The following is a 20,157-nucleotide window of genomic DNA, read 5'->3' as shown; positions in this document are numbered from 1 at the left end:
TTGAGCATAGGTCAAAATATCCCCCCAAGGGGTGAGATAATCGATACATCCATAATGGGATTGGCGGCGAATATCTCCATAAGAACATCACACAACAGAATGGTGTTTGAGCATATTTTTTGTTAGGAAGGGCAACCTATGAGTATCTCACGTCGCGGATTCTTAAAAGGTGTAGGCGGTGGAGTTGCGGTCGCAAGTTTTGCCTCGATGTTCGGTTTGCACGATGTTTCAGCAGCCGATTACAACGCTCAAAACCATGATGCCAAAGATACCCCACTCACAATCGTTTCGTTGGCCGCTACCGCCGAACGCTTGGCCATCACCTCGTATTACAACACGATCAAGGGCAATCCATTTGGGTTGGCCGACGAAGAATTGTTGTATCTGAAGTATGCGCTGAGCGCAGAATTGCATCACCTTGAAGTGGTGGAAAGTTTCGGTGGCAAGGCGCTTGCAGATAAGTTCTATGTTCCAGCCAAGTTCTTGAGCGATTTTGGGGTCAACACCAACACCTTTATGGCAGCAGAAACCGCCTTTACTGGCGCATATTTGGCAGCTACCCGTCGCTTTGCCGAGCTTGGCGAGCCACGGATTGCCGCTACCACTGCCCAACACGCTGCGACCGAAGCCGAACACTTGGCTTTGACCCGCGAAATTGGTGGCTATTTGCCAAATCCAAACACGCTGCCCGCTCCAATCTTCTACAACGTCTCCGACGCGGTTCCGGTGCTTGGGCCATTCTTGCAAGGCGGCACAGGCTTTATCGGCCCAGTCGATTACCCTGGTGCTGATGCCGTTCGCGCCTTATTGGGCAAAGACATGGCACTCAAAGTTCCTCCATTCACGCAAGTCTTCTAAGCTGTAACAGTTGCCCGTGGTCAAGTAGCTAAATGCTTTTGATCTGCCGTAAGTTTGGTTTCCAGTTTGGCTGGCTGCTGTTACGGTGGCCAGCTTAACCTGCTTAATCTATATCACATCAAAATAATAAGCCTATATTTGTACGATAGGAAGGTGATTGATATGCCAAAGCGTGTCTTGTTAATTGTGGGGTTGCTGATGGGGTTAACCCTTTGGCCCAAAGCCACATCAGCTCACGAGGTCTGCTTCCCTGAAGATCAAAGCCCCTATTGTCTGAGCGACCCATTTAGTGATTATTGGGAAGCAAACGGCGGCCTGCCGGTCTTTGGCTATCCAATCACCACGGTCAACCGCGAACAAAACCGCGAGACTGGCAAGGTCTATCGCACCCAATGGATGGAACGCAATCGCTTTGAGTTGCATCCAGAAAATACGGGCACGCCCTACGAAGTGCTGCTTGGCCTCTTGGGCAAAGATCGTTTGAGCCAACTTGGCCGCCAGCCCGACCCCGCTGAAGCTGGGCCAAAAACAGGTTGTTTGTGGTTCAAAGAAACTGGGCATAATGTCTGTGATCAAGGCAGTGGAATTGGCTTCAAGAGTTATTGGCAAGCAAATGGCTTGAAAATTGATGGCTTAGATGCCTATGCCCGTTCGTTGCAATTGTTTGGTTTGCCCTTGACCGAGCCAAAAATGGAGCGCAATAGTAGCGGCGATTTGGTCGAAACTCAATGGTTTGAACGCGCACGCTTCGAGTGGCATCCCAATAATCCGAATAATTTTAAGGTGTTGTTAGGCTTGTTGGGCAAAGAAGTGCGGGCCACTGCCCCACCAACCGCGCCACCAACCACCCAGCCACCAACCACCGCCAATTGCACCATGAATGTACCAGCAGTCGCCGAAGGTGCACAGGTTTGGGTGGTTTATCCTGAGATTGCTAGCAACGAAACCCAAACGGTCTGCGTGCGCTTGACAATCGCTGGTAAGCCCAAGAGCGGCACAACCGCCACGGTCGAAATTGATTTGGCCAGCGGAACTCAATCGCTGATCGCATTAACCGATAGCTCGGGCGTGGCTACGATTCAGTTCAAGGTTGGCAATCAATCCAGTGGGCGACGCAATAATGTGCGCGCTAGCTTCAGCAGCGGCCAAACTGCGACGACCAGCTTTGTGATTAAGTAAGCTGAAGGTTGCGAGCGTTGGGATATTCGCCCAACGCTCGTTGCTTATTCGCTCAGATTTGGCTCATTCAAAACCCCAGCCAAGTCGATTAGCTCAGGCTGGCTATACTCCAAGCCGCTAAACCAGATGCTCCAAACTTGGCCTTGGCTGCGCCATTGCTCAACACAGCTTTGGGCAATCTCGCAGAAAATTTGCCACGCGCCATGGTCGTGACGGCGCAATTGATCGGCCTCATAAAAAATAATAATCATGCCCGGCGCATCGAACCAACTTAAATCATTTAACGCTTCTTCGAGCGCATCCCAATTGTGGCCAACATAGCTCGGAAATTGCAAGGCTTGGGCGCAGGCATTGAGCAAATCGGGCTTGCTGCTAATTTCGCGGCCATCAAGCTCGATAAGTTGCAGATTCAGCTGTTGCACGCCCATCAATAAGCGGGCGATATGCGCTGCTTGCACTCGATACAAACCAGATTGGGCTGGATCGCGGGCCAAATTCAGTAATTTCATTGGCGCACCCTCCGAAAACTTGCATAATGATCATCGGTGTAATACAGCTCGCCATTATCGCCCGCCACAATTCGGCGTGCCCCGCGATCGGCTGAGCCAGGCGTTTCGACGGTGTATTCGCGATAGTAGCCACGCGGCTTGCTGGGCAAAATTTGCTCGCGATTACTGAAAATTGCGCCATCTTTGCTATAGGGAAACGGCCCGTCTTGCTCGATTAATTCAATTGTTTCTTGGGCTTGAATTGGCAAATCGCCAAACGCCACATAGCGCAAGCCCGCCGAATCGCGCTCGGGCATGCGGGTTGCTTGGGCGGTTGGCCGTGGCGTGGGCTTGCTGGGCACAGCGGTTTGACGAGGCCGCGTGGTTGGCTTAATTGTTGGTGTGGCAGTTGGGCGGGGCCGCGCTGTCGCTTGTTGGCGCTGCGGCGTGCTCGATGGCAAGCCGCGCGAACTGCTTTCGAGGGTTGCGGCGTTGGTTGGGCTGGCGGTTGGTTGATTTGAGCTAGGCTGATTATTGAACCAAATCAAGCCAATTAAGATAACTAGCCCAAGGCCAAACTCCAAACTGCGACGTAACTTGGTTGACATAGCTATTTCCTCGCAAAAACACCCGACCGCACAGGCAGATCGGGTGTTGTGGTGTGATGTTGCTTGTTGTTTATGGCTTGATGCCTGCTGCTTCACAAGCGGGCACTAATTTGACTGGGCACAGTTGTTGCGGTGACCAAAAATTATCGCTGATAATCGTATCGTTGATGGTGGCTTTGGTCACAACGACTGGGTTGAGCAAAATTGCCGGAACATCAAGAATGCCATTGGCAACTGTGCGATTGTTGACCAAGTTGGTTGGAATCGGCTGGCCAACCAACAACGCATGGGCAATTTTGGCGGCAGCCTCTGCTTGAGGCCGAATTGCCTTATAAATTGTCATGTGCTGCTCGCCAGTGATGATGCGTTGCACAGCGGTTAATTCTGCATCTTGGCCAGTGATTAATGGCATTGGCTCAAGTTTGGCAGCTTGCACAGCGGCTAAAGCGCCGCCTGCCGTACCATCGTTGGCAGCATAAATCCCATCAATCTGATCGCCAGCGGCCAACATGCGTTCGACATATTGCTGGGCTTCTGCTGGCTGCCAATTGGGCGTATCAAACTCGCCAACAATCGTCAATTTGCCTGCTACCACCAACGGATCAAAGACTTTTTTGGCTCCCAGCTTATATTCGCTGGCATTGTTATCGTTGAGCGCGCCATGCAAAAGCAGAATTTTGGGATTCGTAATGCCACGGCTGGTCAAGCCAGCAACCAAGCTTTCGGCCTGCAATTCGCCGATTTTTTGGTTATCAAACGAAATGTAGGCCGTCACGCCAGGCGAATTCAAAATCAGCCGATCATAGGCCACAACCGGAATCGATTGCTCGGCTGCATGATCGGCAATCGTGCGCGAATCGACCGAATCGACCGGATCGAGCACCAAAACCCGTGCCCCAGCATTAATTGCCTGTTCAGCTTGCTGTTGTTGCAGCATCGGATCATTTTGGGCGTTGTAGTACAACACCTGACAATCATCACACAGCAACTTCATCTCGCGCTCGAACCATGGTCGATCCACGGTTTCGTAGCGCTTGGTGGTGTGCTCCGGCAACAACAGCGCAATAATTTTGGCCTTGGGTGCTTGCGCACCACCACATCCAACCAGCACGACCATGAGCACCAATAGCACAAACCTGCGTCGCATAGCTAAAACTCCTTGTGCATTGGCGGACGTGGCTTCGTTAGTTGGCGGGAGCATCCAATAATTGCTCGCTTAGCTCAACGAAGCGGTCGATGTCGGCCTTGACCGTAGCCAAGCTTGCCCGCCAAAAATCTGGTGTCCGAATGTCAATTCCAAAGCGTTCGGCCAAAGTTGCAGCGTCGGCCTTGCCCGAAGCAGCCAATAAATCATCGTATTTGGCACGAAACTCGTCGGGCGTTGCTACATATTGGGCGTACAAGCCCAAGCCAAACAACAAGCCAAACATATAGGGATAGTTGTAAAACGAGCGTTCAGCGCTGTAATAATGGCCTTTGACCGCCCACATATACTGATGATAATACTGTTCGTCGAGGCCATCGCCATAGGTTTCAGCTTGGGCCTTGAGCATCAGATCGTTAATTTCTTGCACGCTTAGCTCGCGGGCTTGGCGGGCTTCGAACAGGCTTTGCTCAAAGATAAAGCGGCTGCTAATATCGACCACCAACTGACAGCTATTTTGCAGCGACGATTCGATGATTGCCAACTGGGTGGCTGGGTCGGCTTTGGCCAAGGCTGCGTTGCGCACGATCGTTTCGCAAAAAATGCTGGCGGTTTCGGCCAGTGTCATGGGAATTTGGCGTTGCAAGGGTGTGGCTGCGGCTAAGTTAAGATTATGATAGCCGTGACCCAACTCATGTGCAAGGGTGCGCATTCCGGCAAACGATGGCTTATAGTTGCTCAGGATGCGTGATTGATCGCCAACCAAGCGCATACAAAATGCCCCGTCACGTTTGCCAGCCCGTGGCTCAGCATCGATCCAGTTTTCATCAAAGGCGCGGGCGGCGTAATCGCGTAAGCGTTGCGAATAGCTGCCGAAATGCTCCAAAATAAAGGCTTCGGATTCGGCGTATTCCCAGGTGCTCACATCGTTGCCAATTGGCGCAAACAGATCGAACCAGGGCAAGCGTTCGCCGCTACCGAGCAAGCGCGCTTTGGCCTGCAAGTAGCGCCGAAAATCTGGGAAGGTTTCGCGGGCGGCGGTTAGCATCGCATCAAGGGTCTGGCGATCAATATTGTTATCAGCCAGCGCCTCATCCAAGGCTGTGGCCCAACCACGATGGCTCGCCAAGGTGTTGACTTGGCCTTTGATACTGTTGATTGCGGCGGCCAACGGCGTTTCGACCTGCTGCCAGCCAGCTAATTCGGCTTCATAGGCGCTTTTGCGCACTTCGCGCTTGGGATCAAACGCCAAGTTGCGCACCATGCTCATGGGCATGTGCTTGGTTTCGCCATCGATTTCGACTGCCACGTTGAGCTGCGAACTAACGACTGTGTGCAATTTGCTCCAGGCGTTTGCGCCACTTAAATTGAGTTCTGCGGCCAACACTTCTGCTGCTGGCGACATCAAGTGGGTTGCTTCTTGCTTGGCTTTTTGCAAGGCGTAGGCATGGTCGGCGGCCAGCGGCGATTGGGCAATTAATTGCTCAACATCCAAGCCCCCAATCCAAGCCACCCAGCGAATCCCCAATTGTTGGAGTTGCATGCCCAATTGCTGCATTTCGCTAAACCGTGCTTGAGCAACTGTATTGCGGGTGTCGGTGGCCACAAAGCCCATGATGTAGCTAAATGTCGTTGCTACCGCCTCATGCGCTTGGTTGAGCGCATTGGTTACGGTTGCAAAGGTCGCGATGGTCGTTGAATCAAGCACTTGGTTTTCGCTACGCTGAATCGCATTTTGATCAAACAAGCTTTTGAGTTCAGCAACTTGGTGCTTGAGTTTTTCAAAGCCCTCGGCAAATTCAGGCGATTCGAGGCTGGGGTAGACAACTGAAAGATCCCAGTGCGGTAATGTTTGGGTGGTCATGTGATAGATCCTTTCTCATCAACAACCCTAAAAAAAGCCGCAACGCCCAGCTGGTTAGCGTGGGCGTTCGTTTTGTGGTTCATTGCGGAAGTTGGGCAACACTTGACGGGTAGTTACTTGATACCAATTGGCAATCCGGCGGAAGCGGTCGCTGTAGCGATAGAGCACTTCGGCCTGCTGATTGACTGGCGCAAGGCCCAGCACCTCGATCGATGGTGCGACTTGCTGCTCCAACAATGGCTGATAGAGCATCACCGAGGGTGCAAGGGCTAGCCATTTGGCCTGAAACTCGGCGTATAATTCGCGGCGCGTCTCTTGGTTGGTGGTTTGGCGCGCCCGCACCAATAAATCGTCAATTGCTGGGTCTTCAAGCCCAGCAAAGTTGGCGGCATTGACCTGCGACGAATGCCATAATTCATAGACATCGGGGTCGCTGCCCAAATTTGACCAACCATGAATTGCCAAATCGAAGGTATGTTGGCTGAGCGTATCTTGCAGATTGCTGCTTGGCACCAATTGTAGGCTGGTTGAAACCCCAACCGTTGCCAATTGAGCCTGAATTCGCTCGGCAATGGCGCTGCGTTCTGGGCTATTGGCGCTGACCAATTCAAAGCGCAACAATTGACCAGCTTTGCGCCGCCAGCCTTGCTCATCGCGTTGCCAGCCTGCTTGATCCAGCAAACCATTGGCGCGGCTTTGCTCTGCATCGTCGATATAGCCTGTCAGCTCATCGGCCACAGCCCATGAAGAGGGCAAAATTGGCGAGGTCAACGGCAAGGCCCGATTTTGCAACACGTCGGCAATCAAGCTATTGGGGTCAACTGCATAGTCGATGGCTTGGCGCACGCGCAAATCATCAAGCGGCGGACGACGCAAATTAATCGTCAGCACCACATAATCGGCCAACGGTGCGCGAACCCGCCGATAGCCGACAGGGAGCGGCAATTCGCCTTGCTCAGTCACATCGTAGGCGAAGGCATCGACCGCATCGCGGCGCAACGCTTCGTGGGCTGCTTCCATGGTTGGGTACAGCCGAAACTCCAGCCGCTCCAAATTGGGGCGACTATTGGGAATATTGGGGCGATAATCGGCATTTGCCACCAATTCGATTAAATTGCCATCGCGTTGGCCAAAGCGAAAACTGCCAGTGCCAATTGGTTGCTGGTTCCACGCTTGCCATTGTTCGGTCGTGGCGTTGCGCAACAGATGCGACGGCAACATCGGCACAGTGAGTTGATTGAGGAATGGCGCGAAGGCTACGGGCAAATTAAAGCGCACAGTTTGCGGATTGAGCGCCGTAACCGCAATATTTTGCCAGGCCAACTTGAGGCTTGGGTCGCCATTAAATTGCGGGCTTTTGATCCAGTCGATTGTCCAGATCACATCATTGGCCGAAAAAGGCGTGGCATCGTGCCAACGAACATCATTGCGCAAGGTCATGGTATAGACCAAGTTGTTGCTGCTGACCTGCCAATTTTCTGCAAGATCAGGCACAACCACGCCGGTGGCCTCAACGCGGGTCAAGCCCTCGAACAACAAGCCACTCAGGTCGGCCTCGGCGCGGGTTTGAGCGCTGCCGCGCAATGGGTTGAGATCGTTGATCTCGCCAACCAATGCCTCGCGATAGACCCCGCCAACGCCTGCCTCGCCGCCTGCTGTTGTTGCTAGCGCTAAGTGCGCCAACAACAACAAAATCAGACTAGCACAAACCAAGGTGGCTCCAATTTGCCAGCGAATACGTCGAACCATACGCTTAGACTGTTAATAAGAAGGGATGCAACAGCGCCAAGAGAATCAATACGCTGGCGATCACAATCGTTACGCTAAACAGGGTTTTTTCAACGCCGCGACGGGTTCGATATGCGGCTGAGGTGTTGCGGCCACCCAACACACTGGCGCTATTGCCTTTGGCTTGTAAAAGCACCAAAGTAATCAAGGCAATGCCCAAAACAACTTCTGCCGAAAACAAATACGTTTGCACCTGGTAAACCTCCACAGTTGGCTGTGTCTAGTCAAGTATCAATAGATCGCTATTATAAACCAAGAATATAGAACGGGGGATCGGGGATTGGGGATCAGGCTTTATTTAACCACGAAGAACACGAAGCGCACGAAGGACGAGGCGATAGTTAGCCACGAATTGCACGAATTACACGAAGGCCGAGGCTATAGGCTGTTGGCTATCGGGGATTCGTTGGAAACTCCAACCATTCTTCCGAAAGCCAATAGCCAAAAGCCATGAGCCTCATCCTCTCTGCGCCTCTGCGTTGATCGTACCTTCTACCTCATCGCCGAAAGCCTATAGCCTAACTTCTGGCCCCTAGCCCCTCGTTCTACATATCCCACGTTTTGGGAATAAACAGATCGTTGAATTTTTTCAGCGCATAGCGGTCGGTCATGCCAGCAATATAATCGATGACAGCGCGTTCGACTGGCTCGCCGCGTTGTTGGCAAATTGCCAGCAGATCGCTGGGCAGCGATTCTGGATGCTTGCAATAATATTGATACAAGGTGTTGATTACATAATCGACTTTGCCATCTTCGGTTTTGGCCGGGCCGCGCAGATAGACATTGGCATACATATATTCGCGCACACCGTTGGTGGCCTCCAAAATTTGCGGGCTCATGCTGATGGTTAAATCGCTGGGTGCTGGTTGCTCGCCACGTGCCCACCAATTATGGTCGATCATATCGCAGACCATGGTATTGATGCGCTCGGCGTGGGTTGTGCCAAGCACGGCAACATAGGCGCTGGGCAAATCACTCAGTTGCAAAATGCCAGCGCGCATTGCATCATCAATATCATGGTTAATGTAGGCCACACTATCAGCCAATTTAATAATTTGGCCTTCGAGGGTTGATGCCGTGCCCCACGTTGCAGTGGTAATATCTTTGCGCGATTTGGAGTGTGAATAAATGCCCTCGCGCACTTGCTGGGTTAAATTCAGCCCCTCGCCATGTTTCTCCAGCAGCTCAACCACGCGCACGCTTTGCTCGTTATGGCGAAATCGGCGGCCAATTGCTTTGGCCAAGGCGGCCTCACCTGCATGACCAAACGGCGTGTGGCCCAAATCGTGGCCTAAGCCAATCGCCTCAATTAAATCTTCGTTGAGCAACAAAGCGCGGCCAATCGTGCGCGCAATTTGAGTTACTTCGAGCGTGTGGGTCAAACGAGTGCGATAGTGGTCGCCAATTGGCGCAATAAAAACTTGGGTTTTATGCTTGAGCCGCCGAAACGCCTTAGAATGCAAAATTCGGTCGCGATCGCGCTGAAATTCAGTGCGCACTGGCGAGGCTGGCTCAGGCTGATCGCGTTTGGCGTTCGCGCTATAGGCCGCCAATGGCGATAAACTTCCCATTTCGGCTGCTTCAAACAATTGCCGCACAGATTGATGCTGCATATCCTGCTCCTTGACGTACAATTAACCGCAAACAACCAAATTAAGACCGCCCAGCAAGCCAATTATTTGTTATGATGTATATCCTATAGCATTGTGACAAGCGCTGGCACATGGCGTTTCTAGCGTGAAAATGCTTTCTCCGCGTTCTCCGAGCGCAGCAGTGAAAACTAAAAACGCTGATCGCCCGTAGGCTACGGGGATCATACAAACAACCAAACTGAGGCTGTGTATGCCCTATTTAATTGATGGCCATAATTTAATTGGCCAACTGGCGACAATTCGCCTAAATGACCCTGATGACGAAGCAAAATTAGTACAATTGTTGCAACGCTTTGCAATTACGCGCAAAGTCAGCGTTTCGGTGGTCTTTGACCGTGGCCAATACACCCAGCGCACGCTTGGCGGCGGTGGCGTAACCGTGCGCTTTGCCCGCTCGCCAAGCGATGCCGACGAGATGATCAAATCGCAACTTGTGCGTTTATCGCGCGCTAGCGAATGGGTACTGGTTTCATCAGACCGCGCGATTACCTATGTGGCCGATGCAGTTGGCGCACGGGTGATCAACGCCCGCGATTTTGCCGCCCTGCTCGAATCGATGGGCGCGGCTGATCCGAATGCACCGACGCACCAAGAGATGCATGCCCATGTGCGCCAAGATCAGTTGCCAGAATGGCTCGATTTTTTTGGCTTTGATAAAGAGAGTGCTGAGAGCAAGGTTGACCTGACGCGCAAGCCCAAGCCAAACCACCCAAGCCAGCAGCGCACAGGAACCCAAGCCAAACGGCGTTCGCCCCAGGCTGCTAAACCAATTGTTGTGCCACAACCACCTGAGCGTTGGCAACTGCCGCCGCGCCGCAAAGACCAGCCCGACCCAATTCCGCGCGATGCTGATGGGCGGCCACGGCTCTCGCGGGGCGGCAAAAACCCGCAGGCAAGCACCGGCGAACGGCTGCACAAACCACCGCCGCCAGTGCATCCCGATGAGATCGACGAATGGCTTGAATTTTTTGGGGCTGATGACGAATAACGAGGCTGGATCATGACAGAAACTGCAACCGAAGGCCGCAAAATCGATCATGTGAAAATTGTGATTAACGAAGATGTTAATGCCAAAGGCATCACAACTGGCTTTGGCAGCTATCATTTCGAGCATGATGCCCTGCCAGAATTGGATATGCACAGCATTGATTTGAGCACCACATTTTTGGGCAAGCAGCTCAATGCACCATTTCTGATTAGCTCGATGACCGGTGGCGCTGCACCAACTGAGGAAATTAATTTACAATTGGCCGAAGCCGCCCAAGCTTTGGGTGTGGCAATGGGCGTTGGCTCGCAACGCGCGGCCATCTTCGACCCAAACGTGGCTTCCTCGTATCAAGTGCGACGGGTCGCGCCCGATATTGCCTTATTCGCCAATTTGGGTGCGGTGCAACTCAACTATGGCTATGGCATCGAGCAATGTCAGCGCGCAGTTGATATGATTGAGGCCGATGCGCTGATTTTGCATTTTAATGCCTTGCAAGAGGCAGTGCAGCCAGAAGGTGATACCAATTTTGCAGGCTTATTGGCGAAAATCGAGGCGCTTTGTCGGGCTTTGCCAGTGCCAGTAATTGCCAAAGAAGTTGGCAATGGCATTGGAGGCAAAGCAGCCAAGCGCTTGGTCGAGGCTGGCGTGCAGGCGATCGATGTTGCTGGCGCTGGCGGCACCAGTTGGAGCGAAGTCGAACGCTTTCGCCAGCCGAGCAAAACTGGTCAAGATACCGCTGGCACGTTTGCTGGTTGGGGCATTCCGACCACCGAGGCGATTAAACAGGTGCGCGCAGCCTTGCCAACAATTGGTATTATTGGCTCTGGTGGCGTGCGCAGCGGGCTGGATATTGCCAAAGCAATTGCGCTTGGCGCTGATTTGGGGGCATCGGCTGCACCAAATTTATTGGCCCAAAACAAGGGTGGCAGCAATGCAGTCCATGCCGCAATTTCGGCAATTATTGATCAATTGCGCATCAGTATGTTTTGTACTGGGGCAGCAGATTTGGCCGCCTTGCGCCAAACACCCTTATATCGTGTTAGCTAAGTTTTTCGAGAAAGTAGTTTCATGAGTAAAAGCTTGGATATTATCATTCGGGCCTTGGAGCCAGATGATTACCTTGACCTTGCGACCATATTTAGCGGGCCAAACGTGCTTGATGGATCATTGCATGTGCCATTTCCAGCGCAGGATGTTTGGCGGCGGCGGGTTGAAAATCCCGATACCGAAACGCCACGCTTGGTTGCTACCATCGATGCAATGGTTGTGGGCGTGATTAGCCTTGAAATTGGCGAGGGTCGCCGCCGCCATGCAGGCGATTTGGAGCTGGCGGTGCGCGACGATTACCAAGGCCGCGGGATTGGCGCAGCCTTGATGGCTGCAATTATCGATTTGGCCGAAAATTGGCTTGGTTTAAGTCGGCTCGAAATTGTGGTCTTTACCGACAATACGCCAGCAATTACGCTCTATAAGCGCTTTGATTTTGCGGTCGAAGGCACTTTGCGCAACTACGCCTATCGCGGCGGCAAGCTGGTCGATGCCTATACCATGGCTCGTTTAGCCCCGACGCTTGCCTGATGGTCAACTGATGGAAAGCTGAAAAAACCTCAATTTTTGCAACTTCCTAACTTGAGCGTGGTAGAATATCCGAGGCGGCGCGAGCCGCCTTGTTATATATCCGGCGACCACACACCGAATCAAAGGGGTATGTGTCTACTATGCGTCAAACATCTCGCAATGTAATCTCACGGCGACAACGCCGCACAACACGTTTTATTCCCTCGCGGCTTGGCAACAAGGGCCCGCAGCGCTCGATGGGCCGCCGCATCGGCATTGCTTTTATGAGCTTGCTGGCAGTTGGGCTGGTCTTTATGGCTGTTGCTGGGGTGGCGATGGCCGTTACCTACAATGGCATTGCCGCCAACTTGAAGCCACGGCTTGATCAAATTCATACCTATACCGCCTTTCAAGCCTCGAAAATTTATGATCGCAATGGCACATTGCTCTATGAATTTGTCGGCGAAGGTCGACGAACTCCGGTTAATCTCGATGAAGTTTCTAAGCATTTGATTAATGCAACAGTCGCTGCCGAAGATGCTTCGTTCTTTGAAAACTCGGGCGTGAACTATTTCAGTATTGCGCGGGCAACCTTCGCCAACATCACCCAACAAAGCGTGGGTGCTGGTGGTGCTTCAACGATTACCCAACAGGTTGTGCGCTTGATTGTGCTCACGCCTGAGGAACGCCAAGATCCCAACGTCTATAGCCGTAAAGTTAAAGAAATTATCTTGGCCCAAGAGCTGAACACGGTTTATAGCAAAAACGAAATTCTCGAACTCTACCTCAACGAAATTCCCTATGGTAACTTGTCGTATGGTGTGCAGGCTGCGGCCCAAAACTATTTTGGGATTGATGCCAAAGATCTCGATATAGCCCAAGCGTCGTTGCTTGGCGGGATTCCCCAGTTGCCAACGACCTATGATCCAATGCCTTGGCTCGATGATAAGTTGGTGCTCAAGGGTCTCAAATTGCCCAAGGATGTTTGGCTCGACCCAATGTATGATCTTGCCAATGATGTTAAAGGTGAGATTGTGCCACCCAAAGGCCGCCAGATCGAAGTGCTGCGCCAAATGGTGCGCAACAATTATGTGACTGAGCGCGAAGCGCGGGCGGCGGTGGCTACCGATTTACAGTTTGATAAGCCTGAAGTCAGTTTGTTAGCACCGCACTTTGTCTTCTATGTCAAAGATTATTTGCAACAACGCTATGGCGCTGAGGTGGTTTCGAATGGTGGTCTGAGCATCACCACAACCCTCGATTTGCAAACCCAAGATTTGGCTCAAACCATCGCCTACACGCGGATTCAAGAACTCAACGCTGCTGAACGCAACATTCACAATGCGGCAGTGGTGGTCATGCAGCCCAACACGGGCCAAATTCTGGCCATGGTTGGCTCAATTGGCTATGATCTTTCTGAGACGACGACAACGCCTGGCGAAGAGGGTAACGTGCTTGATGGCAAGGTGAACGTCACCACTGCTTTGCGCCAGCCAGGCTCGGCCTTGAAACCATTTACCTATCTTTCGGGTATGGAGCAATATGTTGCAACCAAGGGCCAGCGCGGCATCACGCCTGCCAGCGTCTTGTGGGATGTGCCAACGATTTTCAATCCACGTGGGGTCAAATACGAGCCACAAAACTTTGATAATCAATTCCATGGCCCGTTGCGCGCCCGCACCGCAGTTGCCAACTCGCTCAATATTCCAGCGGTCAAAGGTCTGAAGGCGGCAGGCATTCCCGAAACCTTGAATCTGTTGCATCGTTTAGGGATTTCGCCCAACGTGTTGGCCAACGATCCTGGCTATTATGGTTTGGCGCTGACCCTTGGTGGTGGCGAAGTTACGCCATTGGATTTGGCGACGGCCTATAATACGGTTGCTAGCGGTGGCCGTTATTTTGCGCCAACCCCCATTCTCAAAATTACCGATGCACGCGGCAAAACCTTGGAAGAATTCAAGCCAACCCCGCTGGCTAATCCAGAGAGTGATCCAGTCAGCGATACCAGCAAATGTGTGATTCCTGATAGCGAAGATTATCGTTTGGGTACACGTTTGCCCAATGGAACCCAATGTGTTGATGGGCGCTTGAACCATATCATCACCAACATGATTAGCGACAACGAAGCACGCCGCCCAATTTTCGGTACCAACAGCATCTTGAAACTTTCGTTGCCAGCAGCGGTCAAAACCGGTACGACCAACGACTTCCGCGATGCATGGGCTTCAGGCTTTACGCCATTTGTCACGGTCACGGTCTGGACGGGCAATAACAATAACGAACAAACCGCCCAAGTTGAAAGTACCCAAGGCGGGGGCGTGATTTGGGCGCGCACGATGGAAGCAATTTTTGCCAACGACGCAATTATGAATCGCTTGGCTGGCTTCTATGGCGGCATCGATAGTATGCCCCAAAGCTTTGCAAAATCGTATCCTGGAGTGTATCGCGAGGAAATTTGCGAAATCCCAGGCGCATTCGGCGGACGCACCGACGAGCTGTTTATCGATGGCTTGGATTCAGGTGGGCGCTGCGATCTGTACGAAAAAATCTCGGTGGTCAGGCTCACCACCACTGATGCTGAAGGCAAAGAAACATCAACCTATTGCCGCCCAGTCGCTGGCGCTGAGTATCCAGAAGGTGCGATTTCATCGATTTACGTCTGGAAGTTGCCCGAAAGCAACGACGACGAACGGATCGATCTGAGCAAATGGAAGGGCTATACCAGCGATCGCGGCGACAATGGCGAAGACTCGCCAGTGGCGGTTGATCCCGATAAGCTGCCAAGCTGCGATGCAGTTGCGCCAACGCCAACGCCAGGCACACCAACCCCAGACCCACTGACCCCGACCGCGCCAATTTTGGGGCCGGGCCAAGTGCAAATGCCAAATTTGGTTGGCTATGGCGAAAACCAAGCCCGCCAAATGTTGATGAACTTGGGCTTTGCGCCCGATAAGATTGTGGTCGATTATCAAGGCCGCGATCGGCTTGGCCCAGTCTTTGATCAATATCCAGCCTATGCGGTGGTCAGTAGTTTGCCCGGGGTTGGCTCGGCGGTGGATCTGAATACCGTAATTATTTTGGGGATTCGCTCGCCGGATACCAGCCAGCCAACCGCGCCGCCTGCGCAACCAACTGCGCCGCCAGTTGTAGAGCCAACCGCGCCGCCAGTTGTAGTACCAACCACACCGCCAGTTGTTGAGCCATCGCCGATACCGGAACAACCACAACCAACTCCGGTGGTAACGCCCTAAATGAAGCAACCGAGCGCTTGTTGGCAACGACAAGCGCTTGGCGTTTGGCATGTCGTGGCATAATGCCCTATAATGCCCGCGAATGAGCAGGCTCTGGTGGCCTGAGGAGCGATCATGAACATTTTGCTTTCCAATGATGATGGTGTGCATAGCCCTGGCTTGTTGGCGTTGAAAGGCCAACTTGAGCAGCTTGGTCGTGTCACTGTTGTTGCGCCTGAGCGCAATTGGAGCGCAGGCAGTCATAGTCGCACCTTGTTTGCCCCGCTACGCATCAACGAAGTGCAGCTTGCAGATGGCAGCCCAGCCCTCGCTTGCGATGGTTCGCCAGCAGATTGTGTTGGCCTAGCCTTGCTTGGGGTGCTCGATCATCGGCCTGATTTGGTGGTTTCGGGCATCAACCTTGGGGCCAATCTCGGCCACGATGTGCTCTACTCGGGCACGGTTGCCGCCGCCATGGAAGGCCTTGTGGTTGGCATTCGCTCCATTGCGATTTCGCTGGTTGATGGCTACAAGCCGGACAGCGATTTTAGCGTGGCTGCCACTTGGGCCCGTCGCATCGTCGCGAGCGCCATGGAATTGCAATTGCCCAGCGATATTTTGTTGAATGTGAATGTGCCGCAAGGCTCAGCAGATGTGGTTAACGATGCCAAAGTTACCCGCTTGGGCCATCGGATTTATCGCGACGAGCTGATCAAACGGCTTGATCCGCGCGGTCGGCCCTATTATTGGGTTGGCGGGGCCGCGCCAGAAGGCAAACCCGACGATGGAACCGATTTTGGCGCAGTGGCCAACAACCATGTCTCGATTACGCCGCTGCATTTCGATATGACCAACCTTGATTGGGTGCAACGATTAAGTACTGCGATATGGAATAACGCTTAAATGTCACGTTATAAATTACAAACCTATCAATTTGGTATTGTCAATGGTTTGCGCCAAGATGTGAGCGATCGCATTAATAGTGCAATGCCAAATAATTTGTTCGCACCTGAGGCTCGCAAAGGCCATTTGTTTGTATTAACCGATGCAGTTAATGAAGGTGCGCGCGGTAAAGAAGCTTGCGATCTTGTTACCCAAACCGTGATCAAAACATTTTATGCAGATACTTCATTTAGTATTACCTCTGGTTTGCGCAATGCCCTAAAAGCTGCCAATACTGCGCTCTACGAATTTAATTTTAAGGCTGCGCACCACCAAAAAACTGCGGTTGGTTGTACATGTGCCGTCTTACGCAACAACGATTTATATATTGCCCAAGTACAGCCAACCCAAGCCTATGTTGCTCATCGCGGTCAACTTCGGGCCTTGCCAACCAATCCTTCGTGGCAAGGCAACGTCAGCAGCTCGACGATTATGCCGCCCAACGCGCTTGGCACCAGCTTGTTCAGCGAGCCAGAAATGTTTCGCAACGTGGTTGAAGCTGGCGATATGTTGGTGCTGTGCTCAAGCCGCTTGGCGCGTGTGCTTGGCCGCGCTGATGCAGAGCGCATGTTTTGCCTTTCCGAGGCTGGCGCTTCGTTGGAAGAATTGTATGCAATTGCGCGGCGCAATAGCTTGAATGAAGCCCACGTTGCCTTAATTGACATGCTGCCGTTTGTCGACCCAAATAGCGAATTGCTCTCTGCTGAGGGCTTGGCTGAACGTGGCAAGGCCGCTGCTAGCGTGGTTGGCGAATGGATTAGCGATGTCACGGCCAATGCGGCCTTGATGGTGCGCCGCGAAAAAGATGATGAAAACGGCGATCCTAGCTCGGCCATCGACGAACTGCCCCCAATGCCCGCCGAGCTTGAAGAAGTTGACCCGCGCGATATGGGCTGGCTCAACGAGCGCCCGCGCTATCGCCCGCGCAGCTTGCGCGATGCAGAGCAGTGGTTGCCCAGCGCCTATTTGGGCGAAACCAGCATGGTCGCGGCAATTCAGGCCGCCAGCAGCGCGCCAAGCATCGATTTGACCGACATGGAGCCGTTACCAGTCGATTTTGCCGCCGTGCCCGTGCCGCAGCGCGATCCGGTTGTGCCATTGACTGGTTGGCAAAAATTCACTGCCCCATTTCGCTATTTGCTGGCAGCAATCGTGACCTATATTGCCAATTTTGGCCGCAACAGCCGCCCGATGGCTCCACCATTGCCGCGCTTTGCCCAAGCTCGCGGTGGCGATTTATCGTATCGGCGTTCGCGACGGCGCAATATTCCATGGACATTAATCGCCTTGCTGATTGTGTTGGTTGGCGGTGGTTGGTTCTATGTGCAAGATCGGCGCACCCAAAACACCGAAGCCGCCTATCAAGATAGCTTGAATGTGGCCAATGCCAAATTTGAAACCGCAGTCAAAGCCACCGATGATCGCGCCGCCTTGGAAGAATTGGGCGAATTAGACACCCATCTCGAAACCTTGGCCAGCGATCAGGGCTATATGAGCAATCCAACCCGCAAGGCCGATTATCTGGCGTTGCGCAAAAAATCCGATAATCTACGCGCTAGCATTGATCGCACCTCGTTTTTGACCGACCTCAAGTTGGTCACGACGATGCCAACCAGCGATACGATTGGCAAGCTGATTGTCACGCCAAACACTGGCAAAAACGACTTGTATTTTATTGGCACTGAGAATGGCGCGCTCTATAGCTACACCGAAGGCAGCAGCGGCCAGCCCACTAGCCTGCTCAAAGATGGCGACGAAATTGCTGGCTTGCCAGCAGCGCCAATTCGCAGCGTGATGTTGCGCGAAGGCGAGCTAGCGGCCATCGACGCACCGCCCAATCTCAATGCCCAATCAAATATCTATTTCTATTTGCGTGACACCAAAACCTGGGTTTCGCGCACCATCCAAGGCAGCGAACTTTGGACGCGCCAACCATTCCCTGATATTGAGACCTACGGCGGCGGCTTGTATGTCTACGATTTGGGGCGCACCGATAGCGCAACCGCTGGCGAAATTCTGCGCTATCGCTCAGGCGAGTTTGCCAACTTGCCCGAAAATTGGATCACTGAGTCAACTGGCGATTTCAACACCAAAGCGGTCGTCGATATTGCGATTGACGGGCGGATCTATATGCTTCAGCCTGATGGGACGGTTGGCATTTTCGAGGGCGGCTCGTTGATCGATACTGTGAGCGTGCCAGCGCTTGATCCGCCATTGCGGGCGCGGCGCTTGTTCGTCGAGCAAGAAGTTAGCGCCGAAACCTTCCGCGACAATCAAGGCCATTTTTTCATCGTCGATGCAGTCAATCAACGAGTGATCGAAGTCAATCGCCAAGGCGAGATTATTCAACAGCTGAAAGTGCCGAGCACCAGCACCATCAAACTCGAATTGCTCAACGACGTGGCAGTAGTTGGCAGCGGCTCCAGCAAAATGCTGTATCTTGCCAATAGCAACCGAATTTATTCGATGGTCTTGCCATCGCCACCGCCACCACGCGCAAGCTTGGGCGGGACAACCACAACACCAACGGTTCAAATTACACCAACACCATAAATAAAGGGGTTTCATGAAAATCGGGATTATTGGTTTGCCCAACAGCGGCAAAACCACGGTATTTAATGCGCTAACCCGCAATACCGCTGAGACAAACGCCTATTCATCAGGCCAGATCGAGCCAAATATCGCCATGGTCAAAGTGCCCGACGAGCGGCTTGATGCCTTGGCCAAAATGTACAAGCCCAAAAAGCTCACCCCAGCCGACGTGCAATATATCGACGTGGCTGGGATGAGCGGCAACGCCCATGAAAGCGGCGGCTTGAACCCACAATTTCTCAATTACATCAGCCAAGTCGATGCGTTGTTGCATGTCGTGCGCGCTTTTGAGGATGATGGCGTGCCCCATGCCCAAGATACGGTGAATGCTGCCCGCGACTTAGCCTCAGTCGATATGGAATTGATGTTCTCGGACATGGCGATTATCGAGCGTCGTTTGAGCCGCTTGCGTGGCGAAGTGACCAAAATGGTTGGCAAAGACCGCGAAACGCGGATGGTCGAACTGAGCGCACTTGAGCGCTTGTATACCGGCCTCGAACAAGATGTGCCGATTCGCGCCCAAGAATTGAGCGAAGAAGAAGCCAAAGTGCTGCGCGGCTTCCAATTCCTCAGCGGCAAGCCAATGCTGGTTGTTGTCAATATCGACGAAAAGCAACTTGCAACGCCGCCAGTACTGGAATACGACAAGCCAAAAACCGCAATTGTGACCTTGGCAGGCAAAGTTGAGGCCGAATTGGCTCAGCTCGAAGATGAAGATGCTCAAATGTTTATGGACGATTTAGGCATTACCGAGCCAGCCCGCGACCGCGTGATCAAAGCCTCGTATACAATGATGGGCTTGATTAGCTTCTTGACCGCAGGCGACGACGAAGTGCGTGCTTGGACGATTCGCCAAGGCATTGGTGCTGCCGAAGCCGCTGGCACAATTCACTCCGATTTACAGCGTGGCTTTATTCGCGCCGAAATCGTGGCCTTCGACGATTTGATGAAGGCTGGCGATATGGCGACCGCCAAAAAAGCTGGTACCGTGCGGCTCGAAGGCAAAACCTACGTTGTCAAAGATGGCGATATTGCCCACTTCTTGTTCAACGTGTAGCAATCCCTCGCCCCCAGTCCCCTCACCCCCCAGCCCCCTCTCCCACTAGACGCGGGCGAGGGGGAGGACGTAGCATAGACTATTAATCACTCCAAAACTATAGACCCTAAAGCCTCTCGCCCGCTAGGTGTTTAAGGGCGGACAGGGACGCTTAAACCGAGGATACAGAACGACCTCGGGTGGTATACTGGATGGTGCAAACCCTATCCG

16 protein-coding genes are annotated in these 20,157 nt (G+C 52.8%); 9 read left to right on the top strand and 7 right to left on the bottom strand.

Going from position 1 to position 20,157, the window contains the following annotated elements; all coding sequences use genetic code 11:
- Positions 1-138 precede the first annotated feature (138 nt).
- Together JOD20_RS13225 and JOD20_RS13220 are read left to right on the top strand one after the other, a co-directional pair.
- A complete protein-coding gene (locus tag JOD20_RS13225; RefSeq protein ID WP_204755709.1) occupies positions 139-858 on the top strand; it encodes a twin-arginine translocation signal domain-containing protein in 720 nt (239 codons plus the stop codon).
- 162 nt (positions 859-1,020) lie between these two features.
- Entirely contained in the window at positions 1,021-2,037 is a 1,017-nt protein-coding gene (locus tag JOD20_RS13220) for a hypothetical protein (protein WP_204755708.1), read from the top strand.
- 44 nt (positions 2,038-2,081) lie between these two features.
- On the opposite strand, the gene JOD20_RS13215 is transcribed toward JOD20_RS13220, so the two are convergent.
- The 7 genes from JOD20_RS13215 to JOD20_RS13185 form a co-directional block, all read right to left on the bottom strand.
- Complete coding sequence (locus tag JOD20_RS13215; protein ID WP_204755707.1) at positions 2,082-2,546, bottom strand: barstar family protein; 465 nt, start codon at positions 2,544-2,546, stop codon at positions 2,082-2,084.
- On the bottom strand, positions 2,543-3,133 hold the full coding sequence (locus tag JOD20_RS13210) for a ribonuclease domain-containing protein (protein ID WP_204755706.1): 591 nt from the start codon (positions 3,131-3,133) through the stop codon (positions 2,543-2,545). Before JOD20_RS13210 ends, JOD20_RS13215 begins: the two co-directional genes overlap by 4 nt.
- 70 nt (positions 3,134-3,203) lie before the next feature.
- Complete coding sequence (locus tag JOD20_RS13205) at positions 3,204-4,280, bottom strand: sugar ABC transporter substrate-binding protein (RefSeq protein ID WP_204755705.1); 1,077 nt, start codon at positions 4,278-4,280, stop codon at positions 3,204-3,206.
- A 37-nt stretch (positions 4,281-4,317) separates the two neighbouring features.
- Entirely contained in the window at positions 4,318-6,141 is a 1,824-nt protein-coding gene (locus JOD20_RS13200; protein WP_204755704.1) for a M3 family oligoendopeptidase, read from the bottom strand.
- Positions 6,142-6,195: 54 nt separating this feature from the next.
- On the bottom strand, positions 6,196-7,890 hold the full coding sequence (locus JOD20_RS13195; protein WP_204755703.1) for a peptide ABC transporter substrate-binding protein: 1,695 nt from the start codon (positions 7,888-7,890) through the stop codon (positions 6,196-6,198).
- Between the two features lie 4 nt (positions 7,891-7,894).
- Positions 7,895-8,122 (bottom strand): preprotein translocase subunit SecG, encoded by a 228-nt coding sequence (gene secG / locus JOD20_RS13190; protein WP_054534693.1) that lies wholly within the window; start codon positions 8,120-8,122, stop codon positions 7,895-7,897.
- 352 nt (positions 8,123-8,474) lie between these two features.
- The gene (locus JOD20_RS13185) at positions 8,475-9,542 is read right to left on the bottom strand and encodes a deoxyguanosinetriphosphate triphosphohydrolase (protein WP_204755702.1); all 1,068 of its coding nucleotides are present in this window, start codon (positions 9,540-9,542) and stop codon (positions 8,475-8,477) included.
- Between the two features lie 229 nt (positions 9,543-9,771).
- Between JOD20_RS13185 and JOD20_RS13180 the strand changes: the two genes are divergently transcribed.
- The 7 genes from JOD20_RS13180 to ychF all read left to right on the top strand — a co-directional run bounded on the left by JOD20_RS13180 (position 9,772) and on the right by ychF (position 19,947).
- Positions 9,772-10,569, top strand: a complete 798-nt coding sequence (locus JOD20_RS13180) for an NYN domain-containing protein (RefSeq protein WP_204755701.1) — start codon at positions 9,772-9,774, stop codon at positions 10,567-10,569.
- Positions 10,570-10,581: 12 nt separating this feature from the next.
- Positions 10,582-11,616 (top strand): type 2 isopentenyl-diphosphate Delta-isomerase, encoded by a 1,035-nt coding sequence (fni, locus tag JOD20_RS13175; protein WP_204755700.1) that lies wholly within the window; start codon positions 10,582-10,584, stop codon positions 11,614-11,616.
- Positions 11,617-11,637: 21 nt separating this feature from the next.
- On the top strand, positions 11,638-12,147 hold the full coding sequence (locus tag JOD20_RS13170) for a GNAT family N-acetyltransferase (protein WP_204755699.1): 510 nt from the start codon (positions 11,638-11,640) through the stop codon (positions 12,145-12,147).
- Between the two features lie 140 nt (positions 12,148-12,287).
- A complete protein-coding gene (locus JOD20_RS13165) occupies positions 12,288-15,377 on the top strand; it encodes a transglycosylase domain-containing protein (RefSeq protein ID WP_204755698.1) in 3,090 nt (1,029 codons plus the stop codon).
- A 114-nt stretch (positions 15,378-15,491) separates the two neighbouring features.
- Positions 15,492-16,259: a 5'/3'-nucleotidase SurE gene (surE, locus tag JOD20_RS13160; protein WP_204755697.1), complete on the top strand. Its 768-nt coding sequence runs from the start codon at positions 15,492-15,494 to the stop codon at positions 16,257-16,259.
- Positions 16,260-18,851 (top strand): hypothetical protein, encoded by a 2,592-nt coding sequence (locus JOD20_RS13155; protein WP_204755696.1) that lies wholly within the window; start codon positions 16,260-16,262, stop codon positions 18,849-18,851.
- 13 nt (positions 18,852-18,864) lie between these two features.
- Positions 18,865-19,947: a redox-regulated ATPase YchF gene (ychF, locus tag JOD20_RS13150; RefSeq protein ID WP_054534685.1), complete on the top strand. Its 1,083-nt coding sequence runs from the start codon at positions 18,865-18,867 to the stop codon at positions 19,945-19,947.
- Positions 19,948-20,157: the final 210 nt, after the last annotated feature.

It is taken from the genome of Herpetosiphon giganteus (assembly GCF_016907925.1).
Classification (GTDB): Bacteria; Chloroflexota; Chloroflexia; order Chloroflexales; family Herpetosiphonaceae; genus Herpetosiphon; species Herpetosiphon giganteus.
The sequence above is the reverse complement of the archived record's forward strand: the minus strand, read 5'-3'. Positions and strand labels throughout refer to the sequence as shown.